Origin of the sequence: Geobacillus uzenensis (assembly GCF_002217665.1) — a bacterium.
Lineage (GTDB): Bacteria > Bacillota > Bacilli > Bacillales > Anoxybacillaceae > Geobacillus > Geobacillus subterraneus.
This window is the reverse complement of sequence record NZ_NEWL01000006.1, coordinates 590,949-603,309: the sequence shown is the minus strand read 5'-3', so window position 1 is coordinate 603,309 and position 12,361 is coordinate 590,949. Positions and strand designations below refer to the sequence as shown.

Here is a 12,361-nt window from a genome sequence, read left to right as displayed (position 1 = left end):
TGGAAAGGAGGACCCTTCATGGGCTTTTTTCAAAAGTTGAAAGAAAAATGGACGAAACAAGCCGATGCCGTCACCGAAAAGTTTAAAGAAGGGCTGTCAAAAACGCGCGATTCGCTTGCCGGAAAGGTGAATGATCTGATCGCCCGCTACCGGAAAGTGGATGAAGAGTTTTTTGAAGAGCTCGAGGAAATTTTAATCGCCGCCGATGTCGGCGTCGCGACCGTCATGGAGTTGGTCGACGAGCTGAAAATGGAAGTGAAGCGCCGCAACATTCAAGACTCAGCGCAAATGCGCGACGTCATCGCCGAGAAGCTCATCGACATTTATCGCGCCGGCGCCGGCGATGAGGAACTGGCCGCCTTAAATATGCAAGAAGGCGGGTTGACCGTCATTTTGTTCGTCGGCGTCAACGGCGTCGGCAAAACGACGACGATCGGAAAACTTGCCCATAAGCTGAAATCGGAAGGAAAATCGGTGCTGTTGGCCGCCGGTGACACGTTCCGCGCCGGGGCGATCGAGCAGCTCGAGGTGTGGGGCGAGCGCGTCGGTGTCGACGTCATTAAGCAAGCGGCCGGCTCTGACCCGGCGGCGGTCATGTACGACGCGATTCAAGCGGCAAGGGCGCGCGGCGTCGATGTATTGTTATGCGATACAGCTGGGCGGCTGCAAAACAAAGTGAATTTAATGAAAGAACTTGAAAAAGTGAAGCGCGTCATCAGCCGCGAAATTCCGGGCGCGCCGCATGAAGTGCTGCTTGTGCTCGATGCGACGACCGGACAAAACGCCATGAGCCAGGCGAAGCTGTTTAAGGAAGCGACCGATGTCACTGGCATTGTGTTGACGAAGCTCGACGGCACGGCGAAAGGCGGCATCGTGCTTGCCATTCGCAACGAGCTTGCCATCCCGGTGAAATTTGTCGGCCTCGGCGAAAAAATGGACGACTTGCAGCCGTTTGATCCGGAAAAATACGTTTACGGGCTGTTTGCCGGGTTGTTTGATGAACAATAACGCCGCCTTGTCCGCAAGCCATCGTGCAAGCAGCCAGTTCAAAGCAAGATGCTGATTGCCGGATCATCTCGTTTTTCGGCAGCGGGGCGGCCCGCACTGAAACGGCATCCGCTTCTCGTCGGGGCTGGCGGCCATCGCCGCCAGCCCTGCTTTTGTTGCGACAAGGAAGTGAAACAAAACGAATGGCCGTTATCTTGACAATTGGCGAGAAACAAAGTACACTCACTCTTGTAAAGGATTTTCACTTAACAACGAGGGAGGGAGCGTTCGGTGCTCGAAAAAACGATGCGCATGAACTATTTGTATGATTTTTATCACGCGCTGCTGACGCCGAAACAGCGCAATTACATGGCGCTGTACTACTTGGACGACTACTCCCTCGGGGAAATTGCTGAACAATATGAGGTGAGCCGCCAGGCGGTGTACGATAACATCCGGCGCACGGAAGCGATGCTGGAGCAATATGAGGAAAAGCTCGGACTGCTGCAAAAATATGAACGGCGACAGCGGCTCATTGGGCGACTAAAAGACTACGTTCGCCAACATTATAGCGCTGATGCTGAATTGGCGGCGCTAGTCAACGAGCTTGATGAGCTCGATTAAGGGGGGACCGCTATGGCGTTTGAAGGGTTGTCCGAACGCTTGCAACATGTCATGAATCGAATCCGCGGCAAAGGGAAAGTGACCGAGGCCGACGTAAAAGAGATGATGCGCGAAGTGCGCCTTGCCTTGCTAGAGGCCGACGTCAACTTTAAAGTCGTGAAAGACTTTATTAAACGGGTGAGCGAGCGGGCCGTCGGGCAGGAAGTGATGAAAAGCTTAACGCCCGGCCAGCAAGTCATTAAGGTCGTCAAAGAAGAGCTGACAGCGCTCATGGGCGGCGAGCAAAGCAAAATCGCCGTCGCGAAGAAGCCGCCGACGGTCGTCATGATGGTCGGGCTGCAAGGGGCCGGGAAAACGACGACGACCGGGAAGCTCGCCAACTTGCTGCGCAAGCGGCATAACCGCAAGCCGCTGCTTGTAGCCGCTGACGTCTACCGTCCGGCGGCGATCAAGCAGCTCGAGACGCTCGGCAAGCAGCTGAACGTGCCCGTTTTTTCGCTAGGCGAGCACGCTAACCCGGTGGAGATCGCCAAACAGGCGCTCGAGCGGGCGAAAGAGGAGCATTACGACTACGTGCTCATCGATACGGCCGGCCGCCTTCACGTCGACGAGGCGCTTATGGATGAGCTGAAGCAAATGAAAGAAGCGGTCAAGCCGGATGAAATTTTCCTTGTCGTTGACGCCATGACCGGGCAAGATGCCGTCAATGTCGCACAAAGCTTTCATGAGCAGCTCGGCATTACCGGCGTCATTTTAACGAAGCTCGACGGCGATACGCGCGGCGGAGCGGCGCTGTCGATCCGCGCCGTCACCGGGGCGCCGATCAAGTTTGCCGGGTTGGGCGAAAAGCTCGACGCTTTAGAGCCGTTCCATCCAGAGCGGATGGCGTCCCGCATTTTAGGAATGGGTGATGTCCTGACGCTCATTGAAAAAGCGCAGGCCGCCGTTGACGAGGAGAAGGCGAAGGAGCTTGAGCAAAAAATGCGCACGGCAACGTTCACGCTCGACGATTTTTTGGACCAGCTCGGCCAAGTGCGCAAGCTCGGCCCGCTCGACGAAATTTTAAAAATGCTGCCGGGGGCCAATAAAATCAAAGGGCTCGATAGCATCCAAGTCGACGAAAAGCAAATCGCCCGCGTTGAAGCGATCATCCGCTCGATGACGAAAGAAGAAAAAATGCATCCGGAAATCATTAACGGCAGCCGGAAAAAGCGGATCGCCAAAGGAAGCGGCACGACCGTGCAGGAAGTAAATCGGCTTTTGAAGCAGTTTGACGACATGAAAAAAATGATGAAAATGATGACGAATATGCCCAAAGGGAAGAAAAAAGGATTTCGCTTCCCATTTATGTAAATGATGTTCTGTTAAGCGAAAAACCTTTACAAACGGAAAAAGAATTGTTAATATACTATCTTGTGTGAACTATATACGGAGGTGCGTACAAACTATGGCAGTAAAAATTCGTTTAAAACGCATGGGTGCAAAGAAAAACCCGTTCTACCGCATCGTTGTGGCAGACTCGCGCTCGCCGCGCGACGGCCGTTTCATTGAAACGATCGGCACGTACAACCCGGTCGCCGAGCCGGCGGAAATTAAAATCAATGAAGAGCTGGCGCTCAAATGGCTGCAAAACGGCGCCAAACCGTCGGATACGGTGCGCAGCTTGCTGTCGAAACAAGGCATTTTAGAGAAGTTCCATAACTTAAAATACGGCAAATAAGCGAGACAGGCATGAAACCGCTCATTGAAACGATCGTTAAGGCGCTTGTTGATCATCCGGAAGCGGTGGCGGTCGACAGCCGTGAAGAAGAGACGGCGGTCGTCTATGAGCTGTCGGTGCATGATGAGGATGTCGGCAAAGTGATCGGCAAGCAAGGACGAACGATCCATGCCATTCGTACGGTCGTCTATGCTGCCGCGGCCGGGTCGCCAAAGCGGATCATCGTGCAAGTGAAAGAAAAAGGGTGAGGATGTTCCTCTCCCTTTTTTGATATCGCCGTAAAGGGGGATGAGGATGAAGCTCATTCAAACGGTCGAGGTGCGGCAAGTTGTCACCGAGCGAAGCAAACAGACGCTCGCCGCGGCGTTTGCGGCGCGCAAGCAGCAGCTCGAGCGCGAGTGCGACCAGCTTCGTTTCGAACAAAAGAAAATGGAGAAAAGCGGAAAATATTCGCCCGCTTTAGTGAAACAATATTTTGCGAAAGAAATTGATGACCGCATACAGAAAATAAAGCTGCTTGAGTTTCAACTTGAGCAATTACATATGCTACCGTTAGGCAGCGAACTGAAGGAGCGGGAAGTCGAGGCGCTCATTGAGGTGAACGTCGGCGACCGCTGGGAAGAGGTGACAAAGGCGCGCGCCATCATCGTTGAAGATGGCGTCGTCAAAGAGATTCGTTAAGAAGGGATGAAGGTGATGGAACGATGGTTTAACGTCGGCAAGATCGTCAACACGCACGGCATTCGCGGCGAGGTGCGCGTCATTTCGCGGACCGATTTTCCCGAAGAGCGGTACAAAAAAGGAAACAAGCTGTACATTTTCCGTGAACGCGACGCCGAACCGGTCGAGGTGACCGTAAAAAGCCACCGCGTCCATAAATCGTTTGATTTGCTGTCGTTTGAAGGGTATGACAGCATTAACGACGTCGAGCCGTTTAAAGGGGCGATGCTGAAAGTGCCGGAGAGCCAGCTTGGCCAACTCGATGAAGGCGAGTATTATTTCCATGAGATTATCGGCTGCACGGTCGTGACAGAAAATGGGGAGACGATCGGCACGGTGCGGGAAATTTTAACGCCGGGGGCGAACGACGTTTGGGTCGTTCGGCGCCAAGATGGCACCGACGCGCTCATTCCGTATATTGATGACGTCGTTTTGCGCGTCGACACGGAGCGGAAAACGATCATCATCCGGCCGATGGAAGGGCTGCTTGAATGATGCGGATCGATATTTTAACGCTGTTTCCCGGCATGTTTTCCGGCGTGCTGAATGAGTCGATTTTAAAGAAGGCGCAAGAAAAGGGAGCGGTGACTATCCGCCTCGTTGATTTCCGCGAGTTTGCCGACAATAAGCATAAAACGGTCGACGATTATCCGTACGGCGGCGGCGCCGGCATGGTGCTCAAGCCGCAGCCGATTTTTGACGCGGTGGAACACGTGACGGCTGGATCGCCTGGCGCCCGCATCATTTTGCTTTGCCCGCAAGGCGAGCGCTACACGCAAAAAAAGGCGGAAGAGCTGGCGAAAGAAACGCATTTGGTGCTCATTTGCGGCCATTATGAAGGCTATGATGAGCGCATTCGCCAACATTTAGCGACCGACGAAATTTCGATCGGCGATTATATTTTGACCGGCGGGGAACTCGGCGCCATGGTCATTGTCGACAGCGTCGTCCGTCTTCTCCCCGGGGTGCTCGGCAATGAGGCGTCGCCGGTCGATGACTCGTTCAGCTCCGGGCTGCTTGAGTATCCGCAATACACAAGACCGGCCGATTTCCGCGGCATGAAAGTGCCGGAGGTGTTGCTGTCAGGAAACCATCAGCTCATCGCCGAGTGGCGCGAGAAGGAATCGCTCCGGCGCACGTTTTTGCGCCGTCCGGATTTGCTTGCCGATTACCCGCTTACCGACAGGCAAAAGCAATGGCTGAAAGAATGGGAGCGAGAGCGCGAATAGCTATTGCCTGCAGCCGGTGTTTATGCTATCATATTCTTTGTGTGACTTAAGCGGCATGCTTAAGGACGGAAAACGATGTTCCGCTGCAATGAAGAGATCATTGGCATGAACATCTGTGGAAGGAGTGGAAAATGATGCATCATTTAATCCAAGAAATTACGAAAGAACAATTGCGGACCGATTTGCCGGATTTCCGCCCGGGCGACACGGTGCGCGTTCATGTGAAAGTCGTCGAAGGCAACCGCGAACGCATCCAAGTGTTTGAAGGTGTCGTCATTAAACGGCGCGGAGCGGGCATCAGCGAAACGTTCACGGTCCGCAAAGTGTCCTATGGCGTCGGCGTTGAGCGCACATTCCCGGTGCATACGCCGAAAATCGCCAAGCTCGAAATTGTCCGCCGCGGGAAAGTCCGCCGCGCGAAATTGTACTACTTGCGCGAACTTCGCGGCAAAGCGGCGCGCATCAAGGAAAATACGAACGCAGCGCAATAATGGACAACGGTGGATCACAGCGGAAAAGGAGCTTGCTTTCAAGCTCCTTTTTTCACTACCGCCAATGATGATTACGGTAGTGATCCACGACTGCAAACTTTGATTTAGGTGGGTGGACAATGGAACAGAAAAAAAGCGAATGGCGTGAATGGATGAAAGCGATCGTCGTTGCCGTCTTGCTCGCCGGGGGCATCCGCTACTTTATTTTCGCTCCGATCATCGTCGACGGTTATTCGATGATGCCGACATTACATAACCATGAGCGGATGATCGTCAATAAACTGGCGTATAAAATCGGCATGCCGCACCGTTTCGATATCATTGTTTTTCAAGCTGAAGAAGGGAGAGACTATATTAAGCGAGTCATCGGCCTGCCGGGCGACCGAATTGAATACAAAAATGATACGCTCTATATCAATGGCAAGCCGTATGAAGAGCCGTATTTGGACGAGTATAAAAAGCAGTTGTCCGACGGCGGTCCACTGACGGAATCGTTCACTTTGGAGGAACTGACCGGGCGAAGCACGGTGCCGCCGGGGCATTTGTTTGTCATGGGCGACAATCGCCGTTTCAGCAAAGACAGCCGCCATATCGGCTTCATTCCGATGTCCAAAGTCGTTGGCAAGGCGAATCTTGTGTATTGGCCGTTGGCTGACGCCCGGATTGTGAAATAAACGAGGCAGGTGATGCCAATGACAGTGATTCAATGGTTCCCCGGCCATATGGCGAAGGCCAAGCGGGAAGTGCAAGAAAAATTAAAGTTGATCGACGTAGCGTTTGAGCTGCTTGACGCCCGTGTGCCGATGTCCTCGCGCAACCCGATGATCGACGAGATTCTCGGACAAAAGCCGCGCCTCATTTTGCTCAATAAGGCTGATATGGCCGATGAGGCGGTGACCGAACAGTGGATCCGCTATTTCCACGATCAAGGGCGGCTGGCTTTGCCCATCGATGCTCAAAGCGGAACAGGAGTCCGGCAAATCGCGGCGGCAGCGAAAGAGATGGTGAAAGACAAGTTCGACAAAATGCGGGCGAAAGGAATTAAAAACCCGCGTCCGGTGCGAGCGCTCATCGTCGGCATTCCGAACGTCGGCAAATCGACGCTCATCAATCGGCTTGCCGGCCGCCATATCGCCAAAACCGGCGATAAGCCGGGGGTGACGAAAGCGCAGCAATGGATTAAAGTCGGCAAAGAGATGGAGCTTCTTGATACACCCGGCATTTTATGGCCGAAGTTTGAGGATGAGGATGTCGGCTACAGGCTGGCGGTCACCGGCGCGATTAAGGATGAAATTTTAAATTTGCAAGACGTTGCGGTGTATGCGCTCCGCTTTTTATCTGACCATTATCCGGAGCGGCTTATGGAGCGATATGGCCTCGACAGCATTCCCGATGACATGGTCGCCTTGTTTGACGCCATCGGCCGGCGGCGCGGCTGCCTGACGGCGGGCGGCGGCATCGATTACGATAAAGTGGCCGATATCGTTTTGTATGACATTCGCACAGAAAAGTTAGGACGGCTCAGCTTTGAAACGCCCGCTTTATGGACGTAATGCGTCCGGCGGGCGTTTTTCATTGGCTGAAGAACTTTTCGCTTCACAACGGTCGGAATGCAGCCGATAGTATAAGTAGAAAAGGGAGAGGATTATGAAACAGTATACGGTGAAAGAAATTGAAGCGCTGCTTCCAGAACTCGGGGGAGAAAGCGACCCGCGCTGGGAGATGCTGCGGCGCGATGAACGAAAAAGCGTGCAGGCGCTTCTGGCCCGCTTTATTAGGCAAAAGGAGCGGGAGAAAGCGGCGCGGCAGCGCTGGGAAGAGCTGATGCGCCATGAGCGTGAACTATATGCCGCCGGCATTGAACGAATTGCCGGCATTGACGAAGCCGGACGCGGACCGCTGGCCGGCCCGATTGTCGCCGCGGCCGTCATTTTGCCGAAAGATGCTTATTTGCCGGGGCTTGACGACTCGAAGCGGTTGACGCCAGCCAAGCGCGAGGCGCTGTTTGCGCAAATCGAGGCGTGCGCCGTTGCGATTGGCGTCAGCATTGTTAGCGCGGCTGAAATTGATGAGTGGAACATTTACGAGGCGACAAGACAAGCGATGGCCAAAGCGGTCGCTGCGCTCTCGCCGCCGCCGGAGCATTTGCTTGTCGATGCGATGGCCGTGCCGTGTGCGCTGCCGCAGCAGCGCCTCGTAAAAGGCGATGCCAATAGCGCCTCGATCGCTGCCGCGTCCATCATCGCCAAAGTGACGCGCGACCGATGGATGCATGAGCTCGATCGCCGCTATCCGCAATATGGTTTTGCCCGCCATATGGGCTATGGGACGCCGGAACATCTTGCGGCGATTCGCCGCTATGGCGTGACAGAGGAGCACCGCCGCTCATTCGCCCCAGTAAGGGAAGCGCTCGATGTTCGACATAGCGGCCAAGGCGCGTTTTGACGGTGCGGATGGAAGAGGGATGCCCCGCCTAAGTTAGGCCGGAATGAAAGGATGAGAAGCGAATGGTAGAGCGGATGGAACGAACCATTCCGGTGACCGCTGTCCGTGATGCAACATTCAGCCAACGGTTTCAGCCCGGACAGGCGGTCGTCGGCCGGGTCGAGCAGGTGGAGGAAACGAAAAACGGAGAACAGGTGGCGTTCGTCCGCGTTGGCAGCCAGCTCGTACGCGCCCGCCTCGAGGCACCGCTTCTCCTCGGGCGCACGTACTTGTTTGAAATCAAACAACAGGAGGGAACGATTTATTGGAAAGCCGCCTCTTTCCCCGGGCGTTCGTCCGCTTTGTCTGACGAGGACACCGCGCGCCGATGGCAGCAGACGTGGAAGCTGCCGGACGCCGCCTTGCCGGTGCTCCGCCAGGCGTTCAAAGCAGGCGCGGCCGTGACGAAGGGGGAGATTGCGGAACTGACCGAGGCGGTGAGGGAAACAGAGCGGCCGGCCGATGCCGAAGAGGTGCTCGCATACTTGTTCCGCCGCCGCCTGCCGCCGTCTGCCGCCGTGTTTCGGGCATTGTGGGCGGCAAAAACCGGGGTGCCGCTCGCTGAGGGGTTGGGGAAACTGAAAGCGGCCATTGCCGCCCTTTCCGCCCATCCGGCGGCGCCCGAGCTCGGCCGGGCGATCGAGCGGCTTCTTTCCCCGCCGTTGTTCGTCTATGAGACGGTTGTGCACTTGCTTCTTTCGACCGAGGGAGAAGAAGCGGGGCCGGCGCGTGCGCTTCTCGCCCGCCTCGGATTGGCCCCGCTGCCGGAGGATCGGCATTCAGCGCTTCAAGAGGCGGTGCGGCAGCGGCAGTTTGCCGAGGTGTACAGACAGCTTGGCTTAGCTGATGAGGAAACGTTTTTGGCACGGGTTGCCGCTGTGGATGCCGCCTGCACAAGCGGGGCGCTCACTGAAGCGGAAGCGGCGTTGTGGGCAGCCGCCAGAGCTGCGAGCGACCCGGCGTTGTCGTTGTTTCACTGGCTGCGCCGGATCGCCGGACGCCTCGGCCTTGAAGACGAGGCGGCGCTCGCTCGTGCCGTGAAAGCGGGGGCTTTGCCGGAAGGGTCCCCATCGTTGAAAAGGCTGCTTCTTCACTTTCTCCGCGCGCCGGGGGACAGGGAGGCGAAACAGGCAGCCGAAGCGCTCCTCACCCAGATGGACGGAATGGCCATTACCGCTGGCGGCGATGGGCTGCTCGAACATGTATGGCTTGCGTTTCCACTGCCGCTTGGCGCGCGTTTGAGCGATTTTGCCGTCTGCTGGCAAGGGAAGCGGACACCTAACGGACGGCTTGATGACGATTATAGCCGCATGGTTTGTTGCTTAACGCTCGAGGCGCTGCAGGAGATCGTTGTCGATGTGCGCATCCAGCGGCGGATTGTCCACATTTCGATATTTCACAGCGACCCGCGGCTGCCGGCGCTCACCGCCCGTTTCGCCCCGCTTGTGAAAGAGCGATTGCAGGCGCACGGCTATACGCTCTCGGGCGTCGATGTGAAAGCAACGGATGCCGCACCGCCGCCCCCGTCTCGTTTCCCGTTTTCCGGCACATATAGTGAGGTGGATTGGCGCATATGAATGAAGAGCGGAAAAAAGCGGTCGCTTTGTCGTACGATGCGGCGGTCGATGAGGCGCCGGTCGTCAAGGCAAAAGGAAGCGGGGAGATCGCCGAGGCGATCATCGCCGCGGCTGAGCAGTACGGCGTGCCGGTGCGAAAAGACCCGTCGCTTGTTGAGCTGTTAAGCGAAGTGGAGATCAACGAAGCGATTCCGGAAGGGCTGTATGCCCTCGTAGCGGAGTTGTTTGCCTTTCTTTATCAGCTCGACCGGGCGGTGAAAGAAGAGACGTTGGGGGAGGGATAATTTTCCTATTCCCCAATTTCTTAATTTTGCGGCGAAACGGTGGACAAGCGCGAAATGTTAGGTATAAAATGAAAGCGCTAAGACTTTTTTGATTTTATACATAGGAGGTTGGCGCATGAACATTCATGAATACCAAGCAAAAGAAATTTTGCGAAGCTATGGTGTGAGCGTGCCGAACGGCCGCGTCGCGTTCACGGTGGATGAAGCGGTCGAAGCGGCGAAAGCGCTCGGCGCGCCGGTGTGCGTCGTCAAAGCGCAAATTCATGCCGGCGGGCGCGGCAAAGCGGGCGGGGTGAAAGTGGCAAAAAGCCTCGAGGAAGTCCGTACATACGCCAGCGAATTGCTCGGCAAAGTGCTCGTCACCCATCAAACCGGCCCGGAAGGAAAAGAAGTGAAACGGCTGTTGATTGAAGAAGGGTGCGACATCCAAAAAGAATATTACATCGGCCTTGTCGTCGACCGCGCCACCTCGCGCGTCGTCTTAATGGGTTCGGAAGAAGGCGGCACGGAGATCGAAGAAGTGGCGGCGAAAACACCGGAGAAAATTTTTAAAGAATACATCGATCCAGCCGTCGGGCTCCAAGCGTTCCAAGCGCGCCGATTGGCTTTCAACATCAACATTCCGAAGCATCTCGTCAACCAAGCGGTCAAATTTATGATGGGCTTGTACCAAGTGTTTGTCGATAAAGACTGCTCGATCGCCGAAATCAACCCGCTTGTCGTCACCGGCGACGGCAAAGTGATGGCGCTTGATGCGAAGCTGAATTTCGATTCAAACGCCTTATACCGCCATCCGGACATCCTTGAATACCGCGACTTGGATGAAGAAGACCCGAAAGAAGTCGAAGCGTCGAAATACGACTTGAACTACATCGCTCTTGACGGCAACATCGGCTGCATGGTCAACGGCGCCGGCTTGGCGATGGCGACGATGGACATCATTAAATATTACGGCGGCGAGCCGGCCAACTTCCTCGATGTCGGCGGCGGCGCCAGCGAGGAAAAAGTGACGGAAGCGTTCAAAATCATTTTGTCTGACCCGAACGTGAAAGGCATTTTCGTCAATATTTTCGGCGGCATTATGAAATGCGACGTTATTGCGAGCGGCATCGTCGCAGCGACGAAGCAAGTCGGCTTGACGCTTCCGCTTGTCGTTCGCCTCGAAGGAACGAACGTCGAGCTCGGGAAAAAGATTTTGCAAGAGTCGGGCTTGAACATTACGGCGGCGGAATCGATGGCGGACGGCGCGCAAAAAATCGTCGAGCTAGTACGTTAAGAAAGCGAGGGAGACACGTGAGCGTTTTTGTCAATAAAGACACGAAAGTGATCGTACAAGGGATTACCGGTTCGCAAGGGCTGTTTCATACAAAACAGATGATTGAATACGGAACGAACATTGTCGGCGGGGTCACGCCGAGCAAAGGCGGCACGGAAGTCGAAGGCGTGCCGGTGTTTGACACCGTTTCGGAAGCGGTCGAAAAAACGGGGGCGAACGCCTCGGTCATTTACGTTCCGCCGGCGTTTGCAGCTGATGCCATTATGGAAGCGGTCGATGCCGGGCTTGATCTCGTCGTCTGCATCACCGAGGGCATTCCGGTGCTTGATATGGTGAAAGTGAAACGGTACATGGAAGGCAAAAAGACACGCCTCATCGGCCCGAACTGCCCGGGCGTCATTACGCCGGAAGAGTGCAAAATCGGCATTATGCCGGGCTACATCCACAAAAAAGGGCATGTCGGCATCGTCTCTCGCTCCGGCACACTGACGTACGAGGCGGTCCATCAACTGACGCAAGCCGGCATCGGCCAGTCGACGGCGGTCGGCATTGGCGGCGACCCGGTCAACGGCACGAACTTCATCGATGTGCTGAAGGCGTTTAACGAGGACGAAGAGACATACGCGGTCATTATGATCGGCGAAATCGGCGGCACGGCGGAAGAAGAAGCGGCCGAATGGGTGAAAGCGAACATGACGAAACCGGTCGTCGGCTTTATCGGCGGGCAAACGGCGCCTCCGGGCAAACGGATGGGCCATGCTGGCGCGATCATTTCCGGCGGCAAAGGTACAGCCGCGGAAAAAATCAAAAAAATGGCCGAGTGCGGCATCAAAGTGGCGGAAACGCCGGCCGTCATCGGCGAAACGCTCATTTCCGTCCTGAAAGAGCGCGGATTGTACGAAAAATGCAAAACGCATTAATGTTCCTGCCCCGCACGATCACGTGCGGGGTGCTGTTTATCATTTTGCG

Annotated in this window: 16 protein-coding genes; all 16 read left to right on the top strand. The window is 55.5% G+C overall.

Annotated features, from left to right (window positions below):
• Positions 1-18 precede the first annotated feature (18 nt).
• The 16 genes from ftsY (at position 19) to sucD (ending at position 12,312) form a co-directional block, all read left to right on the top strand.
• Entirely contained in the window at positions 19-1,008 is a 990-nt protein-coding gene (ftsY, locus tag B9L21_RS10465; RefSeq protein ID WP_063166322.1) for a signal recognition particle-docking protein FtsY, read from the top strand.
• 270 nt (positions 1,009-1,278) lie between these two features.
• A complete protein-coding gene (locus B9L21_RS10460) occupies positions 1,279-1,611 on the top strand; it encodes a putative DNA-binding protein (RefSeq protein ID WP_063166321.1) in 333 nt (110 codons plus the stop codon).
• 12 nt (positions 1,612-1,623) lie between these two features.
• Positions 1,624-2,964, top strand: coding sequence for a signal recognition particle protein (ffh, locus tag B9L21_RS10455; protein ID WP_063166320.1), 1,341 nt, complete (start codon positions 1,624-1,626; stop codon positions 2,962-2,964).
• A gap of 94 nt (positions 2,965-3,058) precedes the next feature.
• Entirely contained in the window at positions 3,059-3,331 is a 273-nt protein-coding gene (gene rpsP, locus B9L21_RS10450) for a 30S ribosomal protein S16 (RefSeq protein ID WP_008878614.1), read from the top strand.
• A gap of 11 nt (positions 3,332-3,342) precedes the next feature.
• Positions 3,343-3,579, top strand: coding sequence for a KH domain-containing protein (locus tag B9L21_RS10445; protein WP_063166319.1), 237 nt, complete (start codon positions 3,343-3,345; stop codon positions 3,577-3,579).
• A 46-nt stretch (positions 3,580-3,625) separates the two neighbouring features.
• Positions 3,626-4,012, top strand: a complete 387-nt coding sequence (locus B9L21_RS10440) for a YlqD family protein (protein WP_063166318.1) — start codon at positions 3,626-3,628, stop codon at positions 4,010-4,012.
• 15 nt (positions 4,013-4,027) lie between these two features.
• Positions 4,028-4,546, top strand: coding sequence for a ribosome maturation factor RimM (rimM, locus tag B9L21_RS10435; RefSeq protein WP_063166317.1), 519 nt, complete (start codon positions 4,028-4,030; stop codon positions 4,544-4,546).
• Positions 4,546-5,280, top strand: a complete 735-nt coding sequence (gene trmD / locus B9L21_RS10430) for a tRNA (guanosine(37)-N1)-methyltransferase TrmD (protein ID WP_168157897.1) — start codon at positions 4,546-4,548, stop codon at positions 5,278-5,280. The genes rimM and trmD overlap by 1 nt, the downstream gene beginning before the upstream one ends.
• Positions 5,281-5,414: 134 nt before the next feature.
• Positions 5,415-5,771, top strand: a complete 357-nt coding sequence (gene rplS / locus B9L21_RS10425) for a 50S ribosomal protein L19 (RefSeq protein ID WP_063166315.1) — start codon at positions 5,415-5,417, stop codon at positions 5,769-5,771.
• Between the two features lie 119 nt (positions 5,772-5,890).
• Positions 5,891-6,445: a signal peptidase I gene (lepB, locus tag B9L21_RS10420; RefSeq protein WP_063166314.1), complete on the top strand. Its 555-nt coding sequence runs from the start codon at positions 5,891-5,893 to the stop codon at positions 6,443-6,445.
• A gap of 12 nt (positions 6,446-6,457) precedes the next feature.
• Entirely contained in the window at positions 6,458-7,324 is an 867-nt protein-coding gene (gene ylqF, locus B9L21_RS10415) for a ribosome biogenesis GTPase YlqF (protein ID WP_063166313.1), read from the top strand.
• A gap of 94 nt (positions 7,325-7,418) precedes the next feature.
• Positions 7,419-8,216, top strand: a complete 798-nt coding sequence (locus B9L21_RS10410) for a ribonuclease HII (RefSeq protein ID WP_063166312.1) — start codon at positions 7,419-7,421, stop codon at positions 8,214-8,216.
• Between the two features lie 62 nt (positions 8,217-8,278).
• The gene (locus B9L21_RS10405) at positions 8,279-9,832 is read left to right on the top strand and encodes a hypothetical protein (protein ID WP_063166311.1); all 1,554 of its coding nucleotides are present in this window, start codon (positions 8,279-8,281) and stop codon (positions 9,830-9,832) included.
• Complete coding sequence (locus B9L21_RS10400; RefSeq protein ID WP_063166310.1) at positions 9,829-10,116, top strand: EscU/YscU/HrcU family type III secretion system export apparatus switch protein; 288 nt, start codon at positions 9,829-9,831, stop codon at positions 10,114-10,116. Before B9L21_RS10405 ends, B9L21_RS10400 begins: the two co-directional genes overlap by 4 nt.
• 115 nt (positions 10,117-10,231) lie before the next feature.
• Positions 10,232-11,392 carry an ADP-forming succinate--CoA ligase subunit beta gene (sucC, locus tag B9L21_RS10395; RefSeq protein WP_063166309.1) on the top strand — a complete coding sequence of 387 codons (1,161 nt, stop codon included), beginning with the start codon at positions 10,232-10,234 and terminating at the stop codon, positions 11,390-11,392.
• 17 nt (positions 11,393-11,409) lie between these two features.
• Positions 11,410-12,312 carry a succinate--CoA ligase subunit alpha gene (gene sucD, locus B9L21_RS10390; RefSeq protein WP_063166308.1) on the top strand — a complete coding sequence of 301 codons (903 nt, stop codon included), beginning with the start codon at positions 11,410-11,412 and terminating at the stop codon, positions 12,310-12,312.
• Positions 12,313-12,361 lie beyond the last annotated feature (49 nt).

Bases quoted from the DNA above. Each gene is read 5' to 3' on its own strand.
- B9L21_RS10410 (WP_063166312.1), top strand. From the start codon at position 7,419: ATGAAACAGTATACGGTGAAAGAAATTGAAGCGCTGCTTCCAGAACTC.
- ftsY (WP_063166322.1), top strand. From the start codon at position 19: ATGGGCTTTTTTCAAAAGTTGAAAGAAAAATGGACGAAACAAGCCGAT.
- ffh (WP_063166320.1), top strand. From the start codon at position 1,624: ATGGCGTTTGAAGGGTTGTCCGAACGCTTGCAACATGTCATGAATCGA.
- rplS (WP_063166315.1), top strand. From the start codon at position 5,415: ATGCATCATTTAATCCAAGAAATTACGAAAGAACAATTGCGGACCGAT.
- B9L21_RS10400 (WP_063166310.1), top strand. From the start codon at position 9,829: ATGAATGAAGAGCGGAAAAAAGCGGTCGCTTTGTCGTACGATGCGGCG.
- lepB (WP_063166314.1), top strand. From the start codon at position 5,891: ATGGAACAGAAAAAAAGCGAATGGCGTGAATGGATGAAAGCGATCGTC.
- rpsP (WP_008878614.1), top strand. From the start codon at position 3,059: ATGGCAGTAAAAATTCGTTTAAAACGCATGGGTGCAAAGAAAAACCCG.
- B9L21_RS10440 (WP_063166318.1), top strand. From the start codon at position 3,626: ATGAAGCTCATTCAAACGGTCGAGGTGCGGCAAGTTGTCACCGAGCGA.
- B9L21_RS10405 (WP_063166311.1), top strand. From the start codon at position 8,279: ATGGTAGAGCGGATGGAACGAACCATTCCGGTGACCGCTGTCCGTGAT.
- ylqF (WP_063166313.1), top strand. From the start codon at position 6,458: ATGCCAATGACAGTGATTCAATGGTTCCCCGGCCATATGGCGAAGGCC.
- B9L21_RS10445 (WP_063166319.1), top strand. From the start codon at position 3,343: ATGAAACCGCTCATTGAAACGATCGTTAAGGCGCTTGTTGATCATCCG.
- trmD (WP_168157897.1), top strand. From the start codon at position 4,546: ATGCGGATCGATATTTTAACGCTGTTTCCCGGCATGTTTTCCGGCGTG.
- rimM (WP_063166317.1), top strand. From the start codon at position 4,028: ATGGAACGATGGTTTAACGTCGGCAAGATCGTCAACACGCACGGCATT.
- sucC (WP_063166309.1), top strand. From the start codon at position 10,232: ATGAACATTCATGAATACCAAGCAAAAGAAATTTTGCGAAGCTATGGT.